Source organism: Streptomyces sp. NPDC057743 (assembly GCF_042798755.1).
Classification (GTDB): domain Bacteria; phylum Actinomycetota; class Actinomycetes; order Streptomycetales; family Streptomycetaceae; genus Streptomyces.
Window position 1 is genome coordinate 115,089 of sequence record NZ_JBHVJX010000019.1, and the last position, 25,722, is coordinate 140,810.

24 protein-coding genes are annotated in these 25,722 nt (G+C 71.4%); 11 read left to right on the plus strand and 13 right to left on the minus strand.

Annotation, left to right across the window (positions count from 1 at the left end):
• Positions 1–23 precede the first annotated feature (23 nt).
• The gene (locus ACFVFQ_RS22615) at positions 24–590 is read left to right on the plus strand and encodes a TetR/AcrR family transcriptional regulator (protein WP_383418833.1); all 567 of its coding nucleotides are present in this window, start codon (positions 24–26) and stop codon (positions 588–590) included.
• A gap of 228 nt (positions 591–818) precedes the next feature.
• Positions 819–1,700 (plus strand): chitosanase, encoded by an 882-nt coding sequence (locus tag ACFVFQ_RS22620; protein WP_383418835.1) that lies wholly within the window; start codon positions 819–821, stop codon positions 1,698–1,700.
• Between the two features lie 79 nt (positions 1,701–1,779).
• On the opposite strand, the gene ACFVFQ_RS22625 is transcribed toward ACFVFQ_RS22620, so the two are convergent.
• The 8 genes from ACFVFQ_RS22625 to ACFVFQ_RS22660 all read right to left on the minus strand — a co-directional run bounded on the left by ACFVFQ_RS22625 (position 1,780) and on the right by ACFVFQ_RS22660 (position 9,152).
• Positions 1,780–3,234: a nucleobase:cation symporter-2 family protein gene (locus ACFVFQ_RS22625; RefSeq protein WP_383418837.1), complete on the minus strand. Its 1,455-nt coding sequence runs from the start codon at positions 3,232–3,234 to the stop codon at positions 1,780–1,782.
• Positions 3,235–3,503: 269 nt separating this feature from the next.
• Positions 3,504–4,907, minus strand: a complete 1,404-nt coding sequence (locus ACFVFQ_RS22630; protein ID WP_383418839.1) for an 8-oxoguanine deaminase — start codon at positions 4,905–4,907, stop codon at positions 3,504–3,506.
• A gap of 45 nt (positions 4,908–4,952) precedes the next feature.
• Positions 4,953–6,356, minus strand: a complete 1,404-nt coding sequence (locus ACFVFQ_RS22635; RefSeq protein WP_383418841.1) for a nucleobase:cation symporter-2 family protein — start codon at positions 6,354–6,356, stop codon at positions 4,953–4,955.
• An 83-nt stretch (positions 6,357–6,439) separates the two neighbouring features.
• Positions 6,440–7,387 carry a factor-independent urate hydroxylase gene (gene pucL, locus ACFVFQ_RS22640; RefSeq protein ID WP_383418843.1) on the minus strand — a complete coding sequence of 316 codons (948 nt, stop codon included), beginning with the start codon at positions 7,385–7,387 and terminating at the stop codon, positions 6,440–6,442.
• A 7-nt stretch (positions 7,388–7,394) separates the two neighbouring features.
• A complete protein-coding gene (gene uraH, locus ACFVFQ_RS22645) occupies positions 7,395–7,811 on the minus strand; it encodes a hydroxyisourate hydrolase (RefSeq protein WP_383418845.1) in 417 nt (138 codons plus the stop codon).
• The gene (uraD, locus tag ACFVFQ_RS22650) at positions 7,808–8,320 is read right to left on the minus strand and encodes a 2-oxo-4-hydroxy-4-carboxy-5-ureidoimidazoline decarboxylase (RefSeq protein ID WP_383418848.1); all 513 of its coding nucleotides are present in this window, start codon (positions 8,318–8,320) and stop codon (positions 7,808–7,810) included. The genes uraH and uraD overlap by 4 nt, the downstream gene beginning before the upstream one ends.
• 170 nt (positions 8,321–8,490) lie before the next feature.
• Positions 8,491–8,871: a helix-turn-helix domain-containing protein gene (locus tag ACFVFQ_RS22655; RefSeq protein WP_383418850.1), complete on the minus strand. Its 381-nt coding sequence runs from the start codon at positions 8,869–8,871 to the stop codon at positions 8,491–8,493.
• The gene (locus ACFVFQ_RS22660) at positions 8,868–9,152 is read right to left on the minus strand and encodes a hypothetical protein (RefSeq protein WP_383418852.1); all 285 of its coding nucleotides are present in this window, start codon (positions 9,150–9,152) and stop codon (positions 8,868–8,870) included. Before ACFVFQ_RS22660 ends, ACFVFQ_RS22655 begins: the two co-directional genes overlap by 4 nt.
• A 135-nt stretch (positions 9,153–9,287) precedes the next feature.
• Here ACFVFQ_RS22660 and ACFVFQ_RS22665 point away from each other — a divergent pair, with 135 nt between their 5' ends.
• From ACFVFQ_RS22665 to ACFVFQ_RS22695, 7 genes are all read left to right on the plus strand, one after another.
• Entirely contained in the window at positions 9,288–10,127 is an 840-nt protein-coding gene (locus ACFVFQ_RS22665; RefSeq protein ID WP_383418854.1) for a TIM barrel protein, read from the plus strand.
• A gap of 57 nt (positions 10,128–10,184) precedes the next feature.
• Positions 10,185–11,096: a 2-hydroxy-3-oxopropionate reductase gene (locus ACFVFQ_RS22670; protein ID WP_383418856.1), complete on the plus strand. Its 912-nt coding sequence runs from the start codon at positions 10,185–10,187 to the stop codon at positions 11,094–11,096.
• A gap of 10 nt (positions 11,097–11,106) precedes the next feature.
• Complete coding sequence (locus tag ACFVFQ_RS22675) at positions 11,107–12,297, plus strand: thiamine pyrophosphate-binding protein (protein WP_383418858.1); 1,191 nt, start codon at positions 11,107–11,109, stop codon at positions 12,295–12,297.
• 206 nt (positions 12,298–12,503) lie between these two features.
• A complete protein-coding gene (locus ACFVFQ_RS22680; RefSeq protein WP_383418956.1) occupies positions 12,504–13,961 on the plus strand; it encodes a catalase in 1,458 nt (485 codons plus the stop codon).
• Positions 13,962–14,399: 438 nt separating this feature from the next.
• Positions 14,400–15,164: a hypothetical protein gene (locus ACFVFQ_RS22685; protein ID WP_383418859.1), complete on the plus strand. Its 765-nt coding sequence runs from the start codon at positions 14,400–14,402 to the stop codon at positions 15,162–15,164.
• Positions 15,165–15,242: 78 nt separating this feature from the next.
• Entirely contained in the window at positions 15,243–15,767 is a 525-nt protein-coding gene (locus ACFVFQ_RS22690) for a GNAT family N-acetyltransferase (RefSeq protein ID WP_383418861.1), read from the plus strand.
• A 41-nt stretch (positions 15,768–15,808) separates the two neighbouring features.
• Complete coding sequence (locus tag ACFVFQ_RS22695) at positions 15,809–16,186, plus strand: MmcQ/YjbR family DNA-binding protein (protein WP_383418863.1); 378 nt, start codon at positions 15,809–15,811, stop codon at positions 16,184–16,186.
• Between the two features lie 96 nt (positions 16,187–16,282).
• On the opposite strand, the gene ACFVFQ_RS22700 is transcribed toward ACFVFQ_RS22695, so the two are convergent.
• The 3 genes from ACFVFQ_RS22700 to ACFVFQ_RS22710 form a co-directional block, all read right to left on the minus strand.
• Positions 16,283–16,960 (minus strand): hypothetical protein, encoded by a 678-nt coding sequence (locus ACFVFQ_RS22700; protein WP_383418865.1) that lies wholly within the window; start codon positions 16,958–16,960, stop codon positions 16,283–16,285.
• 254 nt (positions 16,961–17,214) lie between these two features.
• Entirely contained in the window at positions 17,215–18,948 is a 1,734-nt protein-coding gene (locus ACFVFQ_RS22705) for an AMP-binding protein (protein WP_383418867.1), read from the minus strand.
• A gap of 562 nt (positions 18,949–19,510) precedes the next feature.
• Positions 19,511–21,028 carry an AMP-binding protein gene (locus tag ACFVFQ_RS22710; RefSeq protein ID WP_383418869.1) on the minus strand — a complete coding sequence of 506 codons (1,518 nt, stop codon included), beginning with the start codon at positions 21,026–21,028 and terminating at the stop codon, positions 19,511–19,513.
• A 311-nt stretch (positions 21,029–21,339) separates the two neighbouring features.
• Between ACFVFQ_RS22710 and ACFVFQ_RS22715 the strand changes: the two genes are divergently transcribed.
• Positions 21,340–21,915, plus strand: coding sequence for a GNAT family N-acetyltransferase (locus ACFVFQ_RS22715; protein WP_383418871.1), 576 nt, complete (start codon positions 21,340–21,342; stop codon positions 21,913–21,915).
• A gap of 43 nt (positions 21,916–21,958) precedes the next feature.
• Here ACFVFQ_RS22715 and ACFVFQ_RS22720 read toward each other — a convergent pair whose 3' ends face one another.
• Positions 21,959–23,161, minus strand: coding sequence for an RNA-guided endonuclease InsQ/TnpB family protein (locus tag ACFVFQ_RS22720; RefSeq protein ID WP_383418873.1), 1,203 nt, complete (start codon positions 23,159–23,161; stop codon positions 21,959–21,961).
• Positions 23,162–23,220: 59 nt separating this feature from the next.
• Positions 23,221–24,249: an ArsR family transcriptional regulator gene (locus tag ACFVFQ_RS22725; protein WP_383418874.1), complete on the minus strand. Its 1,029-nt coding sequence runs from the start codon at positions 24,247–24,249 to the stop codon at positions 23,221–23,223.
• 145 nt (positions 24,250–24,394) lie between these two features.
• Here ACFVFQ_RS22725 and ACFVFQ_RS22730 point away from each other — a divergent pair, with 145 nt between their 5' ends.
• On the plus strand, positions 24,395–25,630 hold the full coding sequence (locus ACFVFQ_RS22730) for an MFS transporter (RefSeq protein ID WP_383418876.1): 1,236 nt from the start codon (positions 24,395–24,397) through the stop codon (positions 25,628–25,630).
• The last annotated feature ends 92 nt before the right edge of the window (positions 25,631–25,722 follow it).

Here is a 25,722-nt window from a genome sequence, read left to right on the forward strand (position 1 = left end):
TAAGAGCGGGCGGGTGGGAACGGGTGGCGCGGCGGCGGGAGCAGGTGCTGGACGCGGCGGTCGAGGTACTGGGGGCCCAGGGGGCACGGCGACTGACGTACCAGGCCGTGGACCGGACCGCGGGCGTGCCGACGGGGACCACCTCCAACTACTTCCGCAACCGGGCCGCGCTGATCGACGGCATCGCCGAGCATCTGCTGACGCTGGAGCGGCGGGAGTGGGCGGCGCTGGCCACCGGGCCGGCGCCGGTCGGCCCCGGCGAACTGGCCGAGGCGATGGCCGCGTTCGCCCGGCACGCCGCGGGGCCGGGGCGGTCGCGTACGGCCGCGCGGCTGGCGCTGCTGCTGGAGTCGGCGGCGCGGCCGGAGCTGCGGGCGCCACTCGACCGGGGCCGACAGGCGGTGCTGCGGCACAGCACGGAGTGGGTGCGCCTCCTGGGTTCCGGGGCGCCGGAGCGGCACGGGCGCATTCTGGTGGACCACCTGGAGGGGGTCGTGCTGCGCCAACTGACGCTCCCGGACGGCGCGTTCGACCCGGCGGAGGAGATGCGGGCGCTGGTGGGCGGACTGTTGGGCGACGGCGCCGACTGAGGGCGCGGCCGTGGCGGACGGCGGGGACGGACCCGTCCCACAACGGAACCGAGAACGGCGAGCCCAGAGCCGTGCCCGGCCCACGACGGACGCGATAGCCACCCCAACTGCCCGCCGCCCAACGGACGTTGCCCACCCCCGACGCCTATACGGAGCCCAACAGGTCTGGTAGGAAAGGTTCCTAACGATTGGGGAACCCCCCACGGCCCACTCCGACAGGAGGACTCCATGCGCTCCCGATCGATAGCCAGAACCGCCACCCGCGTCGCGCTCGGCCTGGCGCTGCTCGCCGTCCCCGCCACCGCGGTCGCCACCACCGCCGCATCGGTCGACCGAACTCCGGCCCAGGCCACCCCATATGCCCCGCATGCCCCACACGCCGCGCACGCCCCGCGGGCCGCCACCGGGCTGGACGACCCGGCGAAGAAGGAGATCGCCATGCAACTGGTCTCCAGCGCGGAGAACTCCTCGCTGGACTGGAAGGCGCAGTACAAGTACATCGAGGACATCGGCGACGGCCGCGGCTACACGGGCGGCATCATCGGCTTCACCTCCGGCACCCACGACATGCTGGAGCTGGTCGAGCTCTACACCAAGCGGAAGCCCGACAACGTCCTGGCCACGTATCTGCCGGCGCTGCGCAAGGTGGACGGCAGCGACTCGCACGAGGGCCTGGACCCCGACTACCCCAAGGACTGGCGGAAGGCCGCGGCCGACCCGGACTTCCAGAAGGCGCAGAACGACGAGCGGGACCGGGTGTACTTCAACCCGGCGGTCAAGCAGGGCAAGGCCGACGGGATCGGCGTGCTGGGCCAGTTCGCGTACTACGACGCGCTCGTGATGCACGGCGACGGCAGCGAGCCGACCAGTTTCTCCGGCATCCGCAAGCGGGCACTGGCCAAGGCCAAGCCGCCGGCCCAGGGCGGCGACGAGAAGACCTACCTGGGCGCCTTCCTCGACGCGCGGGTGTGGGCGATGAAGCAGGAGGAGGCGCACAGCGACACCAGCCGGGTCGACACCGAGCAGCGGGTGTTCCTGAAGGACGGCAACCTGGACCTGCACACGCCGCTGGACTGGAAGGTGTACGGGGACGGCTACCACATCGGCTGACCCACGGGATGACCCAACGGCCCGTAGGGGGACGGCGGTTGCCGTTCGCCTACGGGCCGTTCGTCGACGACGGAAGCGTTCAGTGGGCGGGCGAGGCGGCGGCCTCGCCGTCGTCCATCCGGCCGCGGTCAGGCTGTTGGGGTATCTCCGGGGCGGCCTCGGCCGGCGGTGGGTCCGCCGCGTGGCCGTCGGCGCCGGGCCGCTTGCCGAGGTGGTTGAAGGCGAGGTTGAGGACGATGGCTACCAGGCAGCCGGTGCTGATGCCGGAGTCCAGGACGACCAGCAGGTCCTTGGGGAGGCTGTGGTAGAAGTCCGGGGCCGCGATGGGGATCAGGCCGACGCCGATCGCGGCGGCGACGATCAGGGCGTTGTCGCCCTTCTCCATGGCCGCGCTGGCCAGCGTCTGGACGCCGCTGGCGGCGACCGAGCCGAACAGCACGATCCCGGCGCCACCCAGGACGGGCAGCGGGACCAGGGAGATGATCGAGGCCGCGACGGGACACAGGCCGAGCACGACCAGGATCGCGCCGCTGGTGGCCACCACGAAGCGGCTGCGGACCTTGGTCATCGCGACCAGGCCGATGTTCTGGGCGAAGGCGCTGTTGGCGAAGCCGTTGAAGAGCGGGCTGACGGCCGAGCCGAGGGTGTCGGCGCGCAGGCCGCCGGCGATGGTGCGCTCGTCGGCCGGGCGGCCCACGATCTTGCCGAGGGCGAGCATGTCGGCGGTGGACTCGGTCATGCAGACCAGCATCACGATGCACATCGAGACGATGGCGGCGACGTTGAACTGCGGGGCGCCGAAGTGGAACGGCGTCGGGAAGCCGAACAGGCCGGCCTTGGTGAGCGCCGAGAAGTCGGTGATGCCGACCGGGATCGCGATCAGCGTGCCGGCGACCAGGCCGAGCAGGATGGCGATCTGCTGGAGAAAGCCGCGCAGCACCCGGCGCAGTACCAGCACGATCACGAAGGTGACCGCGGCCATCCCGATGTTGTGCAACGAGCCGTAGTCCGCGGCCTGTTCGTTGCCGCCCTCGGACCAGCGGAAGGCGACCGGGAGCAGCGAGACGCCGATCAGGGTGATGACGGTGCCGGTGACCACCGGGGGGAAGAAGCGGACGAGCTTGGAGAAGTAGGGGGCGAGGAGGAAGCCCAGCACGCCGGCGACGATGACCGCGCCGAAGATCACCGGCAGGGCGTCGTGGGGGTGGTGCTCCTTGGCGATGGCCACCATGGGGGTGACGCCGGCGAAGGAAACCCCGTTGACGAAGGGGAGTTTGGCGCCGACCTTCCAGAACCCCAGGGTCTGGAGGAGGGTGGCGATGCCCGCGGTGAAGAGGCTGGCGCCCATCAGGAAGGCGGTCTCGGTGGGGCTGAGCCCGCAGGCGGGTCCCACGATCATCGGCGGGGCGACGACACCCGCGTACATGGCGGCCACGTGTTGGAGGCCGCTGGTGAACATCTTGAGGGGCGGGAGGGTTGCGTCGACCGGATGCTTCCGGTCCTCCTCCGACTTCTGCCCGGTGATTGCGGCCACTGCGGGCCTCCTGTCGATTTCTGCTCCGCCGGAAGCCGGCGGTGCGAGCCTGTCACGGAGGGCGTGCCATGTGGTGCGTGGTGCCGAAGTCGCGCTGGTGAGCGGGAAGGTGGCCGCGCTTGTGGCGCATGGGTGTGGGGGATCGGTCCGGGGGTGCGAGGTGTTCCCGCACCCCCGGACCGGTGCTTGCGGGCCCCGCTGGGGTCCGCAAGCTCAGCCGGGAGCCGTCCCTCCCGGCCGAGTCCGAAGGTGTGCCGCGTCCTGGGTGATCAGCCCTCGGCCGCGATACGGGCCAGACGTTGCGCCTCGGCCCGCGTGCTGCGGGCGATGGCGTCCTCGTCGACGTTGGTGAGGTGGTTGTCCTCGACCACCGGCCGGCCGTTGACCAGCGACAGCGTGACCGGCGCGGCCGCCCCGAAGACCAGCGCGGTGACCGGGTCGGCGATCGAGGCGTGGCCCAGCCCGTCCAGCTTCCACAGGACCAGGTCGGCCAGCTTGCCGGGCTCCAGGGAGCCGATCTCGGCGGTCCGGCCGAGGACTTGGGCGCCACCGTAGGTGCCCAGCCGAAGTGCCTTGCGGGCGTTGAGGGCGGCCTCGCGGTGGGCGCCGAGGCGGTTGATGAGCAGCGCGTTGCGCAGCTCGGTGTGGAGCTCGCCGGACTCGTTGGAGGCGGTGCCGTCGACGCCCAGGCCGACCGGGACGCCGGCGGCGAGCATGTCCGGGACGCGGGCGATGCCGGCGGCCAGGCGGGCGTTGGAGGACGGGCAGTGCGCCACGCCGGTCTTGGTGCGGGCGAAGGCGTCGATGTCGGAGTCGTTCATGTGGACGCAGTGCGCCATCCACACGTCCTCGCCGAGCCAGCCGGTGGACTCGAAGTAGTCGGTCGGGCCCATGCCGAACAGCTCGTGGCAGAACTTCTCCTCCTCCACGGTCTCCGAGCCGTGGGTGTGCATCCGTACGCCCTTGCGACGGGCCAACGCGGCGCCCTCGCGGAGGAGTTCGGTGGAGACCGAGAACGGCGAGCAGGGCGCCGCCGCGATGTGCACCATCGACCCGAACGAGGCGTCGTGGTGCGCGTCGATGGCCGCTTCGGTGGCGAGCAGCGCGCCCTCGGTGGTCTCCACGGCGAAGTCCGGCGGCAGTCCGCCGTCCTTCTCGCTGCGGTCCATCGAGCCGCGGGCCAGGGTGATCCGGGCGCCGATGTCGGCGGCCGCGGCCAGCTCGGCGGACACCAAGTCCCCCGCGCCGTGCGGGAAGACGTAGTGGTGGTCGGACGCGGTGGTGACGCCGCCCCTGACCATCATGCCGAGCGAGCCGTGGGTGGCCGCGGTGAGCATCTGCGCGTCGATCCGGGCCCAGGTCGGGTAGAGCGCGACCAGCCAGTTGAAGAGGTTGTGGTCGGTGGCCAGGCCCCGGGTGATCCACTGGTAGAAGTGGTGATGGGTGTTGATCAGGCCCGGGGTGAGAAGGTGGCCGGTGCCGTCCACGCGGCGGACGACGTGCGCCAGCCCCTCGGGTGCCTTGCCGGCGCCCACGGACTCGATGGTGTTGTCGGCGATGACGACGTGTCCGTTGGCGTACTCGGTGTCGTCGGCGTCGACGGTCGCGATGGCGCAGTTCTCGATGACGATGCGCCGCTGCACCGCGCTGTCAGGGGATGCCGATGCTGCCATGCTGCTTTCCTCGTGCTTTCGTGGCGGTTTGGGCACGGCATGGCCCTACGGGATTTGAGTGCCGGAGCCGGGCGAGGCGGCTGACAGTACCGCTGCCCGTGGGGTGCTCCGGGTGCCGAGATGATGGAAGAACAGGTTGAGCGTGACCGCGGTCAGGGCTCCGGCGCTGATCCCGGAGCCGAGCACGGTCTGTGCCCAGGCGGGAAACCCGGCGTAGAAGGTCGGCGCGGCGAGCGGGATGATTCCCGCGCCGAGCGACACGGCCACCAGGATGATGTTGGAGCTGTCCTCAAGGCCGGCCTCGGCGAGCGTGCGGATGCCGCTGACCGCGATCGAGCCGAACAGCACGATGCCCGCGCCGCCGAGGACCGGCATCGGCACCAGGGAGACCACGGCGCCCAGGACGGGGAAGGCGCCGAGGACCAGGAGTACCGCGCCGGCCAGCGCGACGACGTACCGGCTGCGGACCCGGGTCAGCGAGACCACGCCGACGTTCTGCGCAAAGGCGCTGGTCGGCAGGCCGCCGAAGACGGGGCCGAGGAGCGTCGCGATGCCGTCGGTGCGCAGGCCGCGGGTGATGGTGTCGCTGGTGGTCCTGCGGTCGCAGATCTCACCGAGGGCGAGCATCCCGGCCGAGGACTCGGTCATCAGCACCAGCATCACGATGCACAACGAGAGGATCGCGGCGGGCTGGAACTCCGGGGCACCGAAGGCGAACGGGGTGGGCAGCGCGGCGACCGGGGCGGTGCGCAGCCCGTCGAAGCTGGCCATGCCGAACGGGATCGCGGCGAGGGTGCCGATCACCAGGCCGATGAGCAGGGCGACTTGCTTGACGAAGCCCTTGGCGAAGCGCTGGAAGAGCAGCACCACGAGGAGGGTGAAGCCGGCCAGGGCGAGGTTCTTCATGGAGCCGAAGTCGGCGGCGTGCTTGTCGCCGCCCTGGGCCCAGCCGACCGGTACGGGCATCAGCGTGACCCCGATGAGGGTGATCACGACGCCGGTGACCAACGGCGGGAAGTAGCGCAGGAGTCTGCCGAAGAACGGGCCGATCGCCAGGCAGAAGACGCCGGCACACATCACCGCCCCGTAGATGGCGGGGAGTTGGTGCCCCTTGGCGGTGTTCTCGGCGATGGCGAGGATCGGGGTGATGCCGGCGGAGCTGGCCGCGTTGACGAACGGGAGGCGATTGCCGACGAAGCGGCGGATGCCGAGCGTCTGCAACAGCGTCGCGACGCCGGCGATGAGCAGGCTGGCGGCGATGAGCCGGGTCCGGCCCGCGAGGTCCAGGCCGACGGCCTGGCCGATGATGAGCGGAGGGGTGACGACGCCGGCGTACATCGCTGCGATGTGTTGCAGGGCGGCGGGGACGAGCCGCCTGACGGTCGGCTTCTCGTCCACCGGGTGAACCGGTGGGACGGGGTGGTGCGGGGCTTGCTCTTGCTGTGCCATGGGTCGATCCCCTCGGATATCGCGGCCCCTCCCCGCTGCGGGGTGGGGAGGGGACGCGAGGCACGGCGTTGCGTCGTAAGCCGCTAAAGGTTCGTCAGATCCATCGGGATCCGGGCTTCGACACCGTCGCGCAGAACAGTGGCTTCGATCAGGCCGTACGGGCGGTCGGCCGCGTAGTACACCTCGTTGTCGTTCTTGAGCCCGAAGGGCTCCAAGTCCACGAGGAAGTGGTGCTTGTTGGGGAGTGAGAAGCGGATCTCGTCCACCTCGGACCGGTTGTTGATGATGCGCGAACCCATTTGGTACAGGGTCTGCTGGAGCGAGAGGCTGTAGGTCTCCGCGAAGGCTTGCAGCATGTGCTTCTTGACCTGCGCGTACGAACGCTCCCAGTTGGGCATCCGCTGCTCGTCGGAGGTCCAGTTGAAGCGCCAGCGGCTGGACACCTGGGTGGCCAGGATGCGGTCGTACGCCTCCTGGAGGGTCGTGTACTTGTCCTTGATGTACCCCCAGAACTCCGAGTTGGTGGAGTTCATCACGATCAGGTCCTTCAGGCCGGAGATGACCTGCCAGTTCTCACCGTCGTAGGTGATCTCGGTCAGCCGGGTCTCCTGACCCTTGCGGACGAAGGAGTGCTTGACCTCCTCGGCGCCGATGAACTGCGAGCTGGCGTCGGAGGTCTCGATGCGCTCCCAGGCGAACTCCTCGATCCGGATCCGGGCCCGCTTGATCGGCTCCTGGCTGCCGACGAAGTGCCGGGCCAGGTGAATGCCGAACTGCTCGGCCGACTCGATCCCGTACTCCTTGGCGAAGGCATACACGGTGTTCTTCGTCGTGTCGGTGGGCAGGCAGTTGGCGTTGGAGCCGGACAGGTGGACGTCCTCCAGATCACCGGAGAGCGCGACCGAGACGTTCAGGTCCTTGATGTGGTGGGTCGCGCCGTCGCGGGTGATCTTGACGACGCGGTTTTCCGCCTTGCCGTACTGGTTCTGGCCGAGAATCACGGGGCGGGCCGGGCGGGAAGAGGCAGTCATGTCGGTGCTAGCTCCCTCGGTATACGGAGTAGCCGAACGGGTTGAGCAGCAGCGGTACGTGGTAGTGCTCGCCCGGCTTGACGGCAAAGGTGATTGCCACCTCCGGGAAGAAGGCTCCGCTGTCCCGTAGCGCGGGGGCGTCCTGCTGTTCCTCGGCTTGCTGGTTGGAATCGCTGTGCTGGTTGGAGACGAAGTACGCCTCGGTCTGGAACTCGATGCGTACGTGGGTGGTGCCCTCCGGCAGCGCCGGCAGGTCCTTGCAGCGCCCGTCGGCGTCGGTCTTGCCGGCGCCGTGGGCGGTCCAGGCACCAGCGCCGCCGGAGCGCACCGCGAGCGTGAGGGCGACGCCCTCCGCGGGGCGGCCCACGCTGGTGTCCAGGATGTGCGTGGACACCGACGTCGGTGCGGCCGTCTCGCTGCTCATGTGGGGTCTCCTTCTGCGATGCGGTTCAGGCGGATGCGGTTGATCTTGCCGAGTTCCACCCGGACGATCTCGCGTTCCTGTTCCGGCGCGTTGTCGATCCGGTTACGGATCGCGTCCCGCATCTGCTCGGCGGTGCGGCCGGAGGCACAGATCAGGAAGACGTGCCCGAACTTCTCCTGGTAGGCCAGGTTGAGTTCGAGCATCTCCGCCTTGAGGTCGTCCGGGGCGCCGGCCATCCCGCTCTGCTCGCGGTGCGATGTGGGGTCGCCCGGCTTGGGCCGTCCGATGGGCGGGTGTCCGGCCATCGCCTCAGCCAGGTCCTGGGCGGAGAGCTCGGCCATGGCGGCGTCGCTGGCGGCGAACAGGGCGTCGGTGGTGGTGAAGGGGCGCTGGGCAAGGACCTTGCTCCCCCAAGCCCGGCTGGCGCACACCTCGTGCAGGGCGGCCTGAGCCTCGCCGGCATCGGATGCGTTGAACCGGGTAAGCCCTTGGGGCGTACTCGAAGACACGGGAAGCCTCCGTGGCCTGGTGCTGGACAGCTCTGGTTGGCTGGAAACAGCTAAGACCTCCGGCAACATCTCGTCAACACTTTGTTGAAAAGTCGGCAACACAAAAGCCGCCGTCCGGGGTTTCCGGGCGGCGGCTTCGGCCGCTGGATGGGGAGTTGGACCCCTTCGCCTCAGTCGGCGTTCTTCGCGGCGCTTTCCCTGTTCAGGTAGTTGTAAACGGTGAAGCGGCTGACGCCGAGGGCGCCGGCGACGGTCTCCACGCCGTGCCGGACGGAGAAGGCGCCCCGGCTCTCCAGTATCCGGACCACCGACTGCTTGGTCTTGCGGTCCAGCTCGGAGAGCGGCATGCCGTGCCGGCGCTGGAGCTCGACCAGGATGTGATCGAGCGACTCCGAAAGGTGTGGAAGGCGGACGGCGACCCGGTCCTGCCCCTCCCAGGCCAGCACCACGTCGTCGCCGGTGGCCTGGTCGGGGGCGACCATCTGGCCGCCCATCGCGTCCACCAGCGGCTTGACCGCCCGAACGAAGGCGTGGTCGGCGGGCTCGCTCACGTCGCGTCCCCCTCGCCGTGCGCCGGACCGGCCTGCCGGCCCTCCCCGATCACATTGACCTGAAGGGAGACCCGGGTGGCGCCGGCCGCCAGGGACCGCCGCAGCAGGGCGTCGACCGCACCCAGCACCCGGTCGGCGTCGCCCTCCGCGGTGTTGCCGAAGGGGCCGACGTCGACCGCGTCCAGCTGGGCGCCGGTGACGATCTCCCGCGCCACCACGGCATGGGCCGGCGCCTCGTCCAGATCGAACGGCTCCGTCGTGAACTCAACTCTCAATCGCACGCCGTTCAACCTACGCGCGGTTCGGCCCGGCGACCAGAAATTGCCCGCGACCCCCCTTGACAGCTTCCCCGCCGCCCGGCAGTGTTCCATTACGCAGAAAGTAAGTTCCGCTATTCGGAAGGAGCGCCGGACCCTATGGGTTTCACGGACACGCGCTTCAACGTCAATCTGTCGATCTTGTTCACCGAGGTTGCGTTGCTTGAGCGGCCGGCGGCCGCGCGGGCGGCGGGGTTCACGGCGGTGGAGCTGTGGTGGCCGTGGGTGGACGCCCCGACGCCGCCGCGGTCCGAACTGGACGCGCTGGCCGACGCGTTGCGTGATGCCGGGACGCAGTTGACCGGGTTGAACTTCTACGCCGGGCAGTTGCCGGGGCCCGATCGTGGTGCACTGTCGGTGCCGGGGCAGGAGTCGGAGCGGTTTCGGGCGAACGTGCCGGTGGCCGTCGAGTTCGCCGCGTCGTTGGGCTGCACGTCCTTCAACGCCCTGTACGGCAACCGCGTTCAGGGCGCCAGCGCCGCCGAGCAGGACGCGCTGGCGCTGGAGAACCTGACCTTCGCCGCGCGGGCCGTGGCCGAGGTGGAAGGCACGCTGTTGATCGAGGCGCTGAACGCGCCGGAGTCACCTCAGTGCCCGATCGTCTCGGCACCCAAGGCGATCGAGGTGGTCGACGCGGTCAACGCCGCCACCGGGTTGGACAACGCCCGGTTCCTGATGGACCTGTACCACCTGTCGATGAACGGCGAGGACCTGCCGTCCGTGATCGACCGCTACACCGACAAGACCGGACACGTGCAGATCGCCGACAACCCCGACCGCGGCGCCCCCGGCACCGGCCACCTCGACTTCGACGCCCTGCTGGGCCAGTTGAAGAAGAACGGCTACGACGGCTGGGTCGGCCTGGAGTACAAGCCGGGCGAGCGCCCCAGCGCCGAAAGCTTCGGCTGGCTGCCCGCCGAACTGCGCGCCGCCCACTAGCCCGTCGGCTTCGCTGCCGTACGCGTCCCCGTTTTTGAGTGTGAAAGAGGCTTCCCAATGAGCAACCTGGCTGCCCCCTCCCGCCCGGCGATCGCGTGGATCGGTCTGGGCATCATGGGGTCCCCCATGGCCGAGAACCTGATCAAGGCCGGCTACGCGGTGACCGGTTACACCCTGGAGCAGGACAAGCTGGACCGTCTGGCCGCGGCCGGCGGCACCGCGGCCGCCAGCATCGCCGAGGCCGTCGCCGAGGCCGACGTCATCATCACCATGGTCCCCGCCTCCCCCCAGGTCGAGGCCATCGCCTACGGCCCCGACGGCATCCTGGCCCACGCCAAGACCGGCGCCCTGCTGATCGACATGTCCTCGATCACCCCCCAGACCTCCATCGACCTGGCGAAGAACGCCGCCGAGAAGGGCATCCGGGTCCTGGACGCCCCCGTCTCCGGCGGCGAAGCCGGCGCCATCGAAGCGGTGCTGTCCATCATGGTCGGCGGCCACCAGGCCGACTTCGACACCGCCAAGCCGCTCTTCGAGGCCCTGGGCAAGACCATCGTCCTGTGCGGGCCGCACGGCGCCGGCCAGACCGTCAAGGCCGCCAACCAACTCATCGTCGCCATCAACATCCAAGCCTGCGCCGAAGCCGTGGTCTTCCTGGAGAAGTCCGGCGTCGACCTCACCGCCGCCCTCGACGTCCTCAACGGCGGTCTGGCCGGCTCCACCGTCCTGACCCGCAAGAAGGACAACTTCAAAAACCGCGACTTCAAGCCCGGCTTCCGCATCGACCTGCACCACAAGGACATGGGCATCGTCACCGACGCCGCCCGCACCGTCGGCGCCGCCCTCCCCGTCGGCTCCCTCGTCGCCACCCTCGTCGCCTCCTTGCGCGCCCAAGGCGACGGCGGCCTGGACCACTCCGCCCTCCTCCGCAGCGTCGAACGCCTCTCCACGCCCACCCCCAAGGACTGAGCACCGGGCCATGGGGGCACGTCGGATTCCCGCCGCACAGGCGGCCGTTGAGATCCTGCGGGACGAGGGCGTCGACACCGTCTTCGGCTGTCCCGGCGCCGCGCTGCTGCCGCTGTACGCGGCGATGGAGCGGACCGGCGGCATCGCGCACCTGTCCGCGGGCCACGCCGAGGGCGCCGCGCACATGGCCGACGGCTGGGCCCGGACGACCGGGCGGCCCGGCGTGGCCGCGGTAGCGGCGGGCCCGGGTGCCGTCCGGGTGCTCAGCGGCCTGTACGCGGCGCAGCAGGACGCCGTCCCGCTGGTGTGCGTCACCGGCCGGGCCGCGCCCCCGGCGACCGCCCCCGCCCTTCCGCTGCGGCACGCGGGGTACCGGCCGACGGACCTGGTCCGGCTGGCCGGTGCGGTGACCAAGCGTGCCGAGCGGATCGAGGACCCCGCGCGCATCCCGGGCGCTTTCCGTGAGGCGTTCCGGATCGCGCGGGAGGGCCGGCCCGGGCCCGTACTGGTCGACGTCCCGGCCGAGTTGGCCGCGGAGGAGATCGTGTGCGGCCCGGCGCCGGCCGACAGCTCCGCTCCCGGTGCCGGGCCGGCTCTGGTGGACGGCGACCGGTCCCCGGCGCCGGGAGCGGTGCTCCCCCTGACCGTGCCGCCGGACCCGGCGGGCGCCGCGGCCCACTGGGCCCTGACGGAGCTCGCCGAGGTCTACGGGGCGCGGTCGCCGGTCGACGCCTACGTCGTCAGCGGGCTGCCGGTGCCGTGCACCGCCCCGCGCCACCACCGGGTGGCGCGCCGGAGCGGCCCACCAGGATGGGAGGTGCCGACCGCGATCGGGGTCCGCACCGCGCTGGACTCCCCGAGCGAGCGGGCGGCGGAGGTCGTGGTGGTCGTCGACGGCCGCGATTTCCCGCTGACGGCCGGGGAGTTGGCCACGGCGGCGCAGTACGACGTGCCGTTCGTGGTGGTGCTGCTCGGCGAGCCGGAGGACGCCGATCCGCTCACCGACCCGGTGAAGCTGGCCGGGGCCCACGGTTGCGCGGGCCGCGACGTCCGCGATCCGGCGCAACTGCGCTCGGCCATGGAGTGGGCCCGCAAGGAGGCTGTCTCCACCCGGCGGCCGGTGCTGGTGGAGGTCCGCTCGGCGCGCCTGGCGAAGGCCCGCGGCGGGCCGCCGGTGGACGCCGTCGCGTACGGGACCTGAGCCCTAGGGCCCACCACAGAGCTTCCGGGCGGTGGTCGCGCTGACACCTGTCCTGTCGCGCCCAGGCGCGGCCACCGCCCGGAATACCCACCCAGGTTTTGTTTCAACAAACTGTTGACGTCTGGTCGGGGCGCTTTCTACGCTCCCGACATGCGGAAGCCAACTTCCGCGCTCTCGTACGGAAGGTCACCATGTCGAAGCCCACGCTGACGGCGCGCACTCTCACTACGGAGTCTGGCGCCCCCATCGCCGACAACCAGAACTCCGCCTCCGCCGGCGTCGGCGGGCCGGTCCTGCTCCAGGACCAGCACCTCCTGGAGAAGCTCGCGCGCTTCAACCGTGAGCGGATCCCCGAGCGGGTCGTGCACGCCCGCGGCTCCGGTGCCTACGGCCACTTCGAGGTGACCGACGACGTCACCGCCTTCACCCGCGCCGACTTCCTCAACACCATAGGCAAGCGGACCGAGTTGTTCATCCGTTTCTCGACGGTTGCCGACAGCCTCGGCGGTGCGGACGCGGTGCGGGACCCGCGCGGCTTCGCGGTGAAGTTCTACACCGAGGAGGGCAACTACGACCTCGTCGGCAACAACACCCCGGTCTTCTTCATCAAGGACGCGGTGAAGTTCCCCGACTTCATCCACTCGCAGAAGCGGGACCCGTTCACCGGCAAGCAGGAGCCGGACAACGTCTGGGACTTCTGGGGCCACTCCCCCGAGGCCACCCACCAGGTCACCTGGCTCATGGGCGACCGCGGCATCCCGGCCTCCTACCGCCACATGAACGGCTACGGCTCCCACACCTACCAGTGGACCAACGCCGAGGGCGAGGCGTTCTACGTCAAGTACCACTTCAAGACGAACCAGGGCGTCCGCTGCCTCTCCGCCGACCAGGCCCAGGAGTTGGCGGGCAAGGACGCCAACAGCCACCAGACCGACCTGCTGCAGTCCATCGAGCGGGGCGTGTACCCCTCGTGGACCCTGTACGTGCAGATCATGCCGGTGGCCGAGGCGGCCACCTACCGCTTCAACCCGTTCGACCTGACCAAGGTGTGGCCGCACGGCGACTACCCGCTCCAGCGGGTCGGCCGGATGGTCCTGGACCGCAACCCCGACAACGTCTTCGCCGAGGTCGAGCAGGCCGCCTTCTCGCCGAACAACTTCGTGCCCGGCATCGGCCCGTCCCCCGACAAGATGCTCCAGGGCCGGCTCTTCGCCTACGCCGACGCGCACCGCTACCGCCTGGGCGTCAACCACACCCAGCTCGCGGTCAACGCCCCCAAGGCGACCACCGCCAACAACTACGGCCGGGACGGCCAGATGGCGAGCAACGCCTACGACCGGCACGCCAAGAACTACGAGCCCAACTCCTACGGCGGCCCGGTCCAGACCGACCAGCCGCTCTACGCACCGCTCGCCGTCTCCGGCCACGTCGGCACCCACCCGGCCCCGGCGCACACCAAGGACGACGACTTCTTCCAGGCCGGTGAGCTCTACCGCCTGATGTCCGAGGACGAGAAGCGGCGCCTGGTGGAGAACATCGCCGGCGGCCTCTCCCAGGTCAGCCGCGACGACGTGATCGAGCGGAACCTTGCGCACTTCCACGCCGCCGACCAGGACTACGGCAAGCGCGTCGAGGCGCGCGTCCGCGAACTGCGCGAGGACTGACGGGAGGTCAGTTTCCTTGCGCACCCGTACTGGTCGGCCCGTTGAGGGGTGGTCGGCCGGTACGGGAAAGCAGCGCGGAGCTCCGCGGAATCCGGGGAGATCCAGTGCGGTGGCAGGCCCGGCCGCCAAGGAGGACGGGCCGCCTCCCCACCGCGGAGCCCGCCTGCTGCCCCGCTCGAAGCACCACCGCCCCTCTCCATCGACTCCGTCCGGTGGTGCGTGTCCTGTCGCGCCCATCTCCCGCACTGCCGGACGGGAACCACCCGCAGGGCCCGGACATCCGTACGGTCACGGAGGTCCGGGCCCTGTGACGTGCCCGCGCCGGCACGCCCGATCGCTGCCTTCCGGCGCATTCCCGCCCCCGACAGGGGCCGTTGGGGAGACGATGTACGGCAAGCAGAGCCGACCGACCTCCTGCCCGACCTGCCTGGAGCCGACATGGCCGACAGCGTGCCGGTGCGGTGCCCCACATGCCGCCGCGAGAACGCCTTCACCCCACCGACCTTCCCGTGCGCCTGCGGTGCCCCGCTGACGATGCCGGTGATGCGCGGCGGCGCGCCGGTGGAGATAGTGCACCGCACCTGGGAGGGGTCCTGGGTGGAGGTCCGTTGCGAGGACTGCGGGCGGCAGGACGCCTGGCCGGCGCCGGAGTCCGGCTGCGCCTGCGGCACGGTCGTCCGGGTGCCGGTCGTCCCGGTGCCCGCCTCGCCCAAGCCCCTCACCGGCCGACCCGCGGCGCACCGGCCCTCGCCCGCCGCGCCGCCCCGCCCGGCGCCGACGTCCCGGCCGGACGCCGGCCCGCCGCCGGAACGGCCCGCCTTCCGGCCGGTGACCATCCGGACCGCCCGGGACTGCGTCACCGCGGCCGCCCAGTACCTGAAGTGGCTGGGCTTCGGCGACGTGGCCCGGGCCCAGGAGCGGACCGCGGCCGGTGTGGACCTGCGCGGCACCGGCGTGGTGGCCCAGGTCGACCCGTCGACCCGGGCCACCACGCTCCGCGAGATCGAGTGCGCCTGGCTCAACGGCCTGGCCGACTCCGCGGTCGCGGTCTTCTTCTCGTTGGCCGGCTACGCCCGCGACGCCCGGTCGCGCGCCGACGCCCTGCACGTCCCGCTGTTCGTCATGGACCTCACCGGCACCCCGCAGCCGGTCAACGACGCGGCCGACGAGCTGATCGCGGAGGGCGCCGGGCCGCCCGGTTGAGCGCGGGGCCCGATGGCGCGGCCCGGCGGCGCGGAAACCCGCTCGCCGGGCCGCGCCCCGACCCGCGACACTGGCCGCATGATCATCCGCGTCCCCGACCCCAGCGACCTGCCCGCCCTGCGCGCCCTGGAGCGCGCCGCAGGCGAGCCGTTCCGCGCCCTCGACATGGCGCGGATCGCCGACGACGAACCGCCGCCGCTCGCGCTGCTGACGGAGTACCAGCGCGCGGGCCGGGCGCTGGCCGCCTACGACGACGAGCGGCCCGGCGAACCGCCGCGCGGCTACCTCCTGTGGGACCCGGTCGACGGCTGCACCCACATCGAGCAGGTCTCGGTGCACCCGGAGCGGGCCCACCGCGGCATCGGCCGGGCCCTGATCGACCGGGCCGAACAGGACAGCGGGCTCCCGGCGTTGACCCTGACCACCTTCGCCGACGTGCCCTGGAACGCCCCCTACTACGCCCGGCTCGGCTTTTGCCGCCTCACCCCGGCCGAGCTGACGCCGGGCCTACGGGCGATCCGCGCCCACGAGGCGGAGCTGGGCCTGGACCACTGGCCACGCGTCTGCATGCGCCGCGAAGCCGGGGCGGCACCGACAACATGACGCACCGTCAATGCCATCCCCCCCCGGACGATAATGTGCCGATGTTCGATGCCAACGCGCTCCGCGCCTTCTGCCTGGGCTTCAACGGCGCGACCGAGGAGAACCCCTTCCCCCGGCACCCGGAGGTCTCGACGTTCAAGGTCGGCGGCAAGATCTTCGCGCTCAGCACGTTGGACGCGGAGCCGCTGACCGTCAGCCTCAAGTGCGACCCGGAGCTGGCCCAACGGCTGCGCGCCGAGCACCCCGAGGTGGTGCCCGGCTACCACCTCAACAAGCGCCACTGGAACACCGTTTCACTCGCCGGCGCCCTCCCCGACCGGCTGGTGCGGGAGCTGATCGAGGACTCCTACGACCTGATCGTGGCCTCGCTGCCGCGCGCCCAGCGGCTGCTGCTGGACTGGCCGGGCGAGCGACGGTGACCGACCCTGCGGCCGGAACGGCGAACGCCCGGCCGGTGCCCCGCGGGCGCACCGCCTACGGGTGCGCGAGCGCGGGGCACCGCGCCGGGCGACCGGTCAGCCTCGGGGCGGCAGGACGGCGCGGATGCCGCCCTGTGCGGTGGCCGGGGCGACGGTGTCGTAGCCGCCGTTGACCGCGCCGTTGCCGGCGTACTCGGCGGTGTAGCCGCCGCTCAGCACGTCGACGCCGGAGCGCGGGTTGGTGGCGTCACAGGACGCCCGACCGGTGGCGTCCGTCTTCGCCACGCACAGCACCTTGCCGGTGGTGTCCTTGAAGGTGACGGTGGCGTTCCAGATGGCGTCCTGCGGACCGGCGGCGCGGGCCCGCACCAGGGTGGCGTGCAGCCCGAGGACCTTTAGCGGCTTGGTGGCGAGGGTGGCCTTGCCGGCGGTCAGCCGGGTCGCCATCTCGGGCACCGTGGCGGCCGGTTCGCACAGGCCCCGGGACCAGTCGAAGAGGCCGCCGGGCGCGCAGGTCGCGTGGCCCTCCTGGGCCGCCACCCGGTGGGTGACCGGGTCGCAGCGGTAGAAGCGGGCACCGCTGTCGGCGTCGACCACGCTCGGCGCCACGGTCGCCGCGTCCTGGCCGCTCGCGCAGCCGGCGGTGAGCACCTCGCGGGTGGGGCCGTCGGGGCTGCCGGGCTGGACGACGTCGGCGAAGGCGGGGGCGGCGAAGCCACCCAGGGCGGCGGCCACCGCGGCGGCGGTGGTCGCCCAACGTGCGATACGGGTCATGAATGTCCCCTCTTGGCGGGAATCCCGCTGGGATTTCCGGCCTGCTAACGGCCTTGGAATTTGGCCTGGTTGACGGCCTTTCACCCGTCCCCGGAAACCGGGAACGAGCCAGGTCAGGACCTTATCGGCCGGCCCCCTGCGGGCCGACGGCGGCCCTGTGGCACCCCGATGGTCGCACCACCGCCACCCCACACCCCGACCGCGCCGGGGCGCACACGCCCCCAACTCCCCTCCCCCGACGCCCGATCAGCCCCTCACACCGACCTCACACTCCCCTCCCGAGCCGACTCCGCCGCACCCCGCGGCCGCCCCGGCACCGCCTCCCCCTCCCCCGAACTCTCCGCGGTTTCCCCCGACTTGCCCTGCTCCGCCATGTCCAGCTTCGTCGCCAGCCGCTCGCGGAGTTCGACCTTGCGGACCTTGCCGCTGACGGTCATCGGAAAGGCTTCGGTGATCTCCAGGTAGCGCGGGACCTTGTAGTGCGCCAACCGGGAGCGGCAGTAGCGGGCCAGTTCGTCGCGGGTGAGGGTGTCCGCGGGGTCCCGCAGGATGACGCAGGCGGCGATCTCCTCCCCGTACTTCGCATCCGGAACGCCCACCACCTGAACATCCGCAATCTTGGGATGGGAATACAGAAACTCCTCGATCTCCCGCGGATAGACGTTCTCCCCACCCCGGATGATCATGTCCTTGATGCGGCCGACGATCCGGACGTAGCCGTCGTCGTTCATCACCGCCAGGTCGCCGGTGTGCATCCAACGGGCCGCGTCGATGACCTCGGCGGTGCGCTCCGGGTCGTCCCAGTAACCGAGCATCACGCTGTAGCCGCGGGTGCACAGTTCGCCCGGGGTGCCGCGCGGCACGGTCACCCCGCTCCCCGGCTCGACGACCTTGACCTCGATGTGCGGCAGCACCCGGCCGACGGTCGCGGTGCGGTGTTCCAGGTCGTCGTCCCGCCGGGTCTGGGTGGAGACCGGCGAGGTCTCGGTCATCCCGTAACAGATGGACACCTCGGCCATGTGCATCTCGGCGACCACCCGCTTCATCACCTCCTCCGGGCAGGGCGAGCCGGCCATGATGCCGGTGCGCAGGGAGGTGAGGTCGTAGTCGGCGAAGTCCGGGAGGTTCAACTCGGCGATGAACATGGTCGGCACCCCGTACAGCGCGGTGCAGCGCTCGTCCTGGACGGCCCGCAGGGTGGTGGCCGGGTCGAAGGAGGGCGCCGGGATGACGATGCAGCCGCCGTGCGAGGTGATGCCGAGGTTGCCCATCACCATGCCGAAGCAGTGGTAGAAGGGCACCGGCAGGCACACCCGGTCGCGCTCGGTGTAGCCGAGGGTCTCCGCCACCCAGTACCCGTTGTTGAGGATGTTGTGGTGGGAGAGCGTGGCCCCCTTGGGAAAGCCGGTCGTCCCGGACGTGTACTGGATGTTGACCGGGTCGTCGGCGGTCAGGGCCTGCTCGCAGGCGGCGAGCCGGGTGTGCGGCACGGCCGCGCCGGCGGCCAGCAGCCCGCCCCAGGTCGGGTCGCCGAGGTAGACCACGTCCCGCAGCGCCGGACAGTCGGCCCGCACCTGCTCGATCATCCGCCGGTAGTCGCTGCTCTTGTGCGCGACCGCGGAGACCAGCACGGTCACCCCGGCCTGCTTCAGGACGTACGCCAATTCGTGAACCCGGTAAGCGGGGTTGACGTTGACCAGGATCGCGCCGATCCGGGCGGTGGCGTACTGGACGAGCACCCACTCGGCGCAGTTGGGGGCCCAGATGCCGACCCGGTCCCCCTTCCCGACGCCCTTGGCTAGCAGCCCCAGCGCCACCTCGTCGACCGCGCGACCCAGTTCGGCGTAGCTCCAGCGACGACCGCCGGCCACCTCGACCAGCGCCTCCCGATCGCCGAAACGGGCGATGGTACGCGCCAGGTCGGCGCCGATGGTGTGGCCGAGCAACGGCCGATCCGCCGCCCCGCTCGCGTACGACTCGATGGTCAACGGTGTGTCTCCTCTGCGGTTGGCTGGCTTCCCACGTTGTTGGCTTTCCCGCCGCGCGGGTGGCTGTTTCTTGCGCCTGCGGCGCGGGCTTTGTTGCCGCTGCGCGGGGCTGTTGGGTTGCGGTGACGGTCCTCCGGGGTGGGTGGATGAAGACGGTGGGTGCCACGTCCTCCCGGTGGGCCAACTCGGCCCGCTGGGTTGAGTGGTGACCGTAAGAGTACAAAGACGCGTAAGCCTGCGTGGCGACCATAAGAGGACGGGCGAGCCCAACCACCGGGCAACGGCCGTCAGCGGACCACAAGGACCAGCCCCCACCCACAGAAAACCACCCCTCAACGGGAGGGGACGGGTCGGAGGGGGCGGTATGCCAGACGTAAAGCGAAGCAGTCTGGCATACCGCCCCCGGAGACCCGTCACCGCAACCCGACAGCCCCGCGCAGCGGATCAACGCCCGCGCCGCAGGCGCAAAAAACAACAGCACCCCGCACGGCGGGAAAACCGACAACGTGGGAAGCAGCCGGCCGCAGGCCCACGGCGGGAAAACCGACAACGTGGGAAGGGACTAGAAATACCGCTGGCGCAGTTTGAACTTCTGGATCTTGCCGGTGGCGGTACGGGGAATGGTGTCGCGGAACTCGACAGACGTGGGGGCCTTGTAGCCGGCCAGGTGCTGCTTGCAGTGGGCGATGATGTCGGCCTCCTGCACGGTCGCCCCCTCCACGAGCACCACCAGGGCCTTGATCGTCTCGCCCCACTTCTCGTGCGGTACGCCGATCACCGCGACCTCGGCGACCGCCGGGTGGCTGAAGATGGTGTCCTCCACCTCGATCGACGAGACGTTCTCGCCGCCGGTGATGATCACGTCCTTCTTCCGGTCGGAGATCGTCAGATGGCCGTCGACCGGGTCGAGCGTGCCGCCGTCGCCGGTGTGGAACCAGCCGTCCTGGAGCGCCTCGGCGGTCTCCTCCGGCTTCTCCCAGTAGCCGTCGAGCACGGTGTTGGAGCGGGCCAGTACCTCGCCGGATTCCGCGATCTTCAGCTTGACGCCGAGCGCGGGCAGCCCCGCGCGGGAGAGCTTGCGGGCCCGCTCCTCGGCGGGGAGGTCGAGGTCGGCGGGGCGAGTGCGGTTGAACGTCAGCATCGGGGAGGTCTCGGTGAGGCCGTAGAGCTGGGTGAACTCCCAGCCCAGTTCCTCCTCCACGCGCTGGATGGTGCGGGTGGGCGGCGGGGCGCCGGCGCAGACGATCCGCACCCGGTCGCGGCCCGGTACCTCCCCCTGCCAGGTCGCGGCCGCGTCCAGCACCATGTTCCACACGGTCGGTGCGCCGCACATCAGCGTGACGCCGTGCTCCTCGACGCGCCGCAGGATCTCGGCGCCGTCGACCTTCCGCAGCGCGACCTGCTTCACGCCCAGGCCGGCCATCACATACGGCATGCCCCAGCCGTTGCAGTGGAACATCGGCAGGGTGTGCAGATATACGTCGCGCTCCCACGCCCGGGTGTGCAGGCCGAACGCCATGCCGTTGACCCAGATGTTGCGGTGCGTCAGCTGCACGCCCTTGGGGCGGGCGGTGGTGCCGGAGGTGTAGTTGATGGTCGCGGTGGCGTCCTCGTCCGGGCGGGACCAGGGGCGCGGCTCGACGCCGAACCGCATCAGCTCGGTCTCGGTCCGCTCGCCGAGGACGAAGCGGTGGCGGACCTTGATGTCGGCCAGCGCCGCATCCAGTTCCGGATCGACCAGCAGCACCGAGGAACCGCTCTGCTCCACCACGTACGCCACCTCCTCCGGCTTGAGGCGGAAGTTGACCGGCACGCAGATCCGGCCGCTCATCGGCACCGCGAACAGCAGCTCCAACAGGCGCGCGGAGTTGTGGCTGGCCACCGCCACCCGCTCGCCCTCCGCCACACCGAGCGCGTCCAACCCCGCCTGCCAGGCACGGACGCGTTCGGCGAAGTGCCCGTAGGTCGCGTCGGGCACCGGCGGGGCGGGCTGCCGCGGCTCGTCGACCACGCCCGGGCTGTCGCGGAAGCCCAACTCGGCCCGGTCGAGGAAGTCCGCGATCGTCATCGGTGTCCGCATGCTCTCTCCTGTGCTCAGTACATCGGGAACGGTCGCATCCGTTCTCACCACAACGCCCGGTGCATACCCAGCCACCCGAGCCCCCGATCAGTGAATCCCACCCCCAACGGGAGGGGACGGGCCGGAGGGGCCGGTGTCCCGGACGTAAAGCGAAGCAGTCCGGGACACCGGCCCCGGAGGCCCGTCACCGCACCCAACAGCCCCGCGCAGCGGCACCGCCCGCCGCAGGCGCCACGGCGGGACAGCCAACAACGTGGGCGGCCTCCACAATTCGCTTGCCGCGTAAGCAACAGCGCCGCGATCATCCCTCCATGATCGACGTCCGCGCCCTCACCGAGAAGCCGGTGCTCGAAGGCGACCGGATCCGCCTGGTGCCCCTGGCCGACCGACACGCCAGCGCCTTCCACGCCGCCTTTCAAGACCCGGAGACCCGACGGCTGACGGGGACTCATCATGACTGGACCCTGGCGGAGATCCGGGCCTGGATCGCCGAGTGCGGCACCCGCACGGACCGGCTGGACCTGGCCGTCGAGGACCGGGAGACCGGTGGCTATCTGGGCGATCTGGCACTCAGCCGGATCGACCGGGACAACGCCCACGGCAGCTTCCGGATCGCCCTGGTTCCGGGGGCCACCGGTCGGGGGCTGGGCCCCGAGGCGATCCGACTGCTGCTCGGCCACGCCTTCGACCGAGTGGGCCTGCACCGCGTCGAGTTGGAGGTCTTCGCCTTCAACGAGCGGGCCCGGCGCGGGTACGAGAAGTGCGGCTTCGCCGTCGAGGGCCGGCTGCGCGAGGCGCTGCGTTGGGACGGGGCCTGGCACGACGTGCTGTTGATGGCCGCGCTGCGGCCAACGGACGCAGCGCCAACGGCTCGGACGACTCAGTAGTCCTCCCCCTTGACTGCCCCCTCCCTGCGGAGGGATTCCTGGCTCAGGCAGCCAAACGGGGCAGCGCCCCGCCTGGTCTTACACCCTCGGCACCAGCCGGGTTCAGACCTGCCCGGACCAGCATCACGCGCGCGGAGTTCTTGTCCCTGGGGGATACGGCTCCGCACGCGGTGCAGGCATACGTTCGTTCCGAGAGAGGTAGTGCGTGCTTGGTTCTCGCTCCGCACTGCGCACAGTCCATGGTGGTGTGCGCCGGATGCACCAGGTGCACGATGCGCCCATGCTTGCGGGCCATCTCAAGAAGCGCTGCCTTCGCGGCGCCGATCGCGGCGTCGGCCGCCTTGCGGGCCATGGTGGTCTTCGCGAGGAACTTCGGGCGGAAGTCCTCCACGGCCAGCGCATCGTGGTCGCGAACCACCGACTTCGCCCACTTACGGGCGGTGTCCTGCCGCTGCCGGGCCACCTTCTTGTGCAGCTTGGCCGTCTGCGCTCTGGCCTTGCGATAGCCGGCAGATGCGGCCTGGCCGCGCTTCGGCTTACGCCGGGCCATCATCCGCTGATAGCGGGCCAGCTTCTGCGCGGCCGTCTTCCCGTGCTGCGGGTGGGGAAGGTCGTGGGCATCGGATGTGGTGGTCGCGGTCTCCCGCACACCCCAGTCAACACCGATAGCGCGGCCCGTCACGGGCAGGGATTCGACCGGCGCGGGCACGACGAAGGAGGCGTACCACGCCCCGGTGCTGTCCTGGTAGACGCGCACGCTGGACGGATCGGCTGGAAGACCCCTCGACCACACCACGCGCAGCACGATTCCACCTGCCAGGTGCAACCGACGGTCCTTGATCCGGAAGCCGCGCCGAGTGTAGTTGAGCGTCGGCCACGCCTCCCGCTTGGTCTTCCAGCGGGGCATCCCGGCCCTGCGGTGCTGCGGAACGCGATCCTTGATGTCTTTCAGGGCCTTCGCACGGGATTTGCCGAAATCGCGTACGAGTTGCTGTTGAGGAACGCTGGAGCCCTCCTGCAGCCAGGGTGTCACCCGCCGCGCCTCGGTGAGCATCCGATCCAGCGCGGCCGGGCCGACCTTCTCACCCGCGGCGAACGCCTTCTTCGAGCGCGCCACGCATTCGTTCCAGATCCACCGGCACCGGTTCCACTCCGCTTCGAGCGCCCGGCGCGCGGTAGCCGACAGACGCACACGGTAGGCGTACCGGACGTGCCCGCCTTGCTCCGTGGTCACTACTGCCGTCATGCATCCCAACCTACCTTAGTGGACTGGCAGTTGAGAGGTTTTCCGCGCGGCAGCGGATTTCAGTCCGCTGCCGCCCCGGGCGCCGGCCCCTCGCCGTCCGCCGCCAGCAGCTCGCCGCGCTCGGTGCGGCGGTATACCACCCGCCGCCCGATCCTCGTCCCGACGACCAGCCCGGACTCGCGCAGCACGGCCAGGTGACCGCCGACGGTGCCGAGCGACTGCCCTAGCCGGGCGGCGAGTTCGGTGCTGGTGGCGGGCTGCCGGAGGGTGACCAGGAGGGTGGCGCGGCCGGTGCCGAGGAGGCGTTCCAGGGCGCGGCCGGGGCCGTCGACGGCGTGCGCCGGGGCGGCGCCGCGAGCCGGGTAGACCTGGGCGTAGTGGCCGGCGGGTCCCTCGCAGAGCCAGGTGCCGGTGGCCAGGCTCACCGGGACGAGGAGCAGTCCGGCGTCGCCGATGACGCGGTCGGGGCCGGGGCGGTGGCCGAAGCGGATGGCGTCCGGGCCCTCCCAGGTGCTGTGCCGGCTCATCTGGTCCAGGGCGCCGGGCCAGCCCCGGGTGGCGAGCAGGCCGGCGCGGTGCGCGATGTCGCGTTCGAGGTGGGCGCGGCGACGGGGCCACTCGGGGGCGAGGTGTGCGCTCCACAGGGCGTGCAGCAGGTCGGCGGTGCGGGCGCCCCAGTCACGCCCGGTGAGCCAGGTGAGGTCGCGGTGGCGGCGGTGGTCGGCGGCGTACCGGGGGTGCGGGTGGGCCCGGGAGAGCTCCAGTTCGGCGCGGAAGACCGCGTCGGGGACGGCGCGGACGGCGGTCAACTCGTCGGCGAGGGTGGTGCGCAGGCCGTTCGGCGGCGGGATCGCCACGGAGCGGGGCAGCCAGGTCGTCGCGCCGAGCAGGCCGAGCAGGCCGGTGGCGAACGGGTCGGCGTCGAGCGTGGCGGTGAAGGCCGGCAGCCGGCGGGCGTGCCAGTCGGCGAACCAGGCGGCCGGGTGCGGCCGGGACAGTGCGAGCACCGCGCCGAGGGTCTCGGCGAGCGGCGAGAGCGCGAAGCGGGACCGGGAGAGCGCCAGGGGGCTCAGCCGCAGGGCCACCATCCGTCGCCGCCTCCCTCCGCGGGCCGGCCCGCCCGCGCGCTCGCCCCGCCCTGCCGTCCGAACCTTTCGTCCGAACCTTTCGTCCGAACCTTTCGCCCCCTGCCGAAAGCATAGGTTTCCGCGGCCGCCCGCACAGACTCCGGCCATGGACTCCCAGCCCTCCCCCCTCACTCTCCCTGCGTTTCGCTGGTTCCTGGCCGGGCAGGCGGTGTCGCTGCTGGGCAGCGCGATGGCCCCGGTGGCGCTGGCGTTCGCGGTACTGGACGGTTCCGGCGACCGACCCGGCGACCTCGGCGCGGTGCTCGCCGCCCGGATGCTGCCGCTGCTGGCGTTCCTGCTGGTGGGCGGCGCCACCGCGGACCGGTTCCGGCGGCGGACGGTGCTGGTGGCCGCGAACCTCGGCGCGGCGGCCGCCCAAGGCGCGGTCGCCGGGCTGTTGTTGACCGGCCACTACGCGCTGCCGGCGGTCGCCGGGCTGGAGGTGCTGGGCGGGACCTGCGCGGCGTTCGCCACCCCGGCGCTGCGCGGGCTGCTCCCGGAGCTGGTCGGGGGCGCGGCGCTGCGGCCGGCCAACGCACTGCTGGGCACGGTGCGGAACGTCGCCAAGGTGCTGGGGCCGAGCCTGTCGGGGCTGCTGGTGGCGGCCGCCGGCAGCGGGCCCGCGCTCGCCGGCGACGCGGTGAGCTATGCGGTCGCCGCCGGGTGCCTGCTGCGCCTACGGACCGGCGGCGGCCGGCCGGCGCACCCACCGCGCTCGGTGTGGTCCGAAATCCTGGGCGGCTGGCGGGAGTTCCGGCGAATCCGCTGGGTGGGGCCGCCCACGCTGGCGTTCTTCGTGATCAATCTGGTGCAGACCGGGACCTGGCAGATCCTGGGTCCGACGCTGACCGAGCGGACCGCGGGGCGGGCGGTGTGGGGGCTGGTGCTCAGCGCCCGGGGCGTCGGGCTGCTGCTGAGCGGGGCGGTGCTGTACCGGCTGGCGGTCGGCCGGCTGTTGGCACTGGGGCAGGCGGCGAGTGCGCTGGGGGCCGTGCCGCTGCTGGTGCTGGGCTGGCGGCTGGACGCGCCGTGGTTGGTCGCCGCCGGGTTCGCCGCCGGGCTCGGGGTCTGCGTCACCGGCATCGCCTGGGACACCTCGTTGCAGGAGCACGTCCCGCCGCACGCCCTGTCCCGGGTCGCCGCGTACGGCGATCTGCTCTCCTACGCGGCCATCCCGGTGGGGCAGTTGTGCGTGGGGCCGCTGGCCCGCGCGTACGGCGACTTCCGGGTGGCCACGGCGGCCGGCACGGTGGCCGCGCTCGCCGCGCTGCTGCCACTGGCCTCCGGCGCGGTACGCGACCTCCGGCACGCCCGGCCGACGACGACTGAAGACGACGGCTGACGACGGCTGTTGGGTTACCTTAGGAGCAACTCGCTTGCCTACGGCGCGCGTTCACGGTTCACGCGCGACGGCCCTTCCGATGAGGATGCGCG

Bases quoted from the DNA above. Each gene is read 5' to 3' on its own strand.
- ACFVFQ_RS22670 (WP_383418856.1), top strand. From the start codon at position 10,185: ATGAGCAACCTGGCTGCCCCCTCCCGCCCGGCGATCGCGTGGATCGGT.
- ACFVFQ_RS22710 (WP_383418869.1), bottom strand. From the start codon at position 21,028: ATGCGGACACCGATGACGATCGCGGACTTCCTCGACCGGGCCGAGTTG.
- ACFVFQ_RS22665 (WP_383418854.1), top strand. From the start codon at position 9,288: ATGGGTTTCACGGACACGCGCTTCAACGTCAATCTGTCGATCTTGTTC.
- ACFVFQ_RS22725 (WP_383418874.1), bottom strand. From the start codon at position 24,249: ATGGTGGCCCTGCGGCTGAGCCCCCTGGCGCTCTCCCGGTCCCGCTTC.
- ACFVFQ_RS22635 (WP_383418841.1), bottom strand. From the start codon at position 6,356: ATGGCACAGCAAGAGCAAGCCCCGCACCACCCCGTCCCACCGGTTCAC.
- ACFVFQ_RS22685 (WP_383418859.1), top strand. From the start codon at position 14,400: ATGGCCGACAGCGTGCCGGTGCGGTGCCCCACATGCCGCCGCGAGAAC.
- ACFVFQ_RS22700 (WP_383418865.1), bottom strand. From the start codon at position 16,960: ATGACCCGTATCGCACGTTGGGCGACCACCGCCGCCGCGGTGGCCGCC.
- ACFVFQ_RS22695 (WP_383418863.1), top strand. From the start codon at position 15,809: ATGTTCGATGCCAACGCGCTCCGCGCCTTCTGCCTGGGCTTCAACGGC.
- ACFVFQ_RS22715 (WP_383418871.1), top strand. From the start codon at position 21,340: ATGATCGACGTCCGCGCCCTCACCGAGAAGCCGGTGCTCGAAGGCGAC.
- ACFVFQ_RS22675 (WP_383418858.1), top strand. From the start codon at position 11,107: ATGGGGGCACGTCGGATTCCCGCCGCACAGGCGGCCGTTGAGATCCTG.
- ACFVFQ_RS22690 (WP_383418861.1), top strand. From the start codon at position 15,243: ATGATCATCCGCGTCCCCGACCCCAGCGACCTGCCCGCCCTGCGCGCC.
- uraH (WP_383418845.1), bottom strand. From the start codon at position 7,811: ATGAGCAGCGAGACGGCCGCACCGACGTCGGTGTCCACGCACATCCTG.
- pucL (WP_383418843.1), bottom strand. From the start codon at position 7,387: ATGACTGCCTCTTCCCGCCCGGCCCGCCCCGTGATTCTCGGCCAGAAC.
- ACFVFQ_RS22720 (WP_383418873.1), bottom strand. From the start codon at position 23,161: ATGACGGCAGTAGTGACCACGGAGCAAGGCGGGCACGTCCGGTACGCC.
- ACFVFQ_RS22630 (WP_383418839.1), bottom strand. From the start codon at position 4,907: ATGGCAGCATCGGCATCCCCTGACAGCGCGGTGCAGCGGCGCATCGTC.
- ACFVFQ_RS22620 (WP_383418835.1), top strand. From the start codon at position 819: ATGCGCTCCCGATCGATAGCCAGAACCGCCACCCGCGTCGCGCTCGGC.
- ACFVFQ_RS22730 (WP_383418876.1), top strand. From the start codon at position 24,395: ATGGACTCCCAGCCCTCCCCCCTCACTCTCCCTGCGTTTCGCTGGTTC.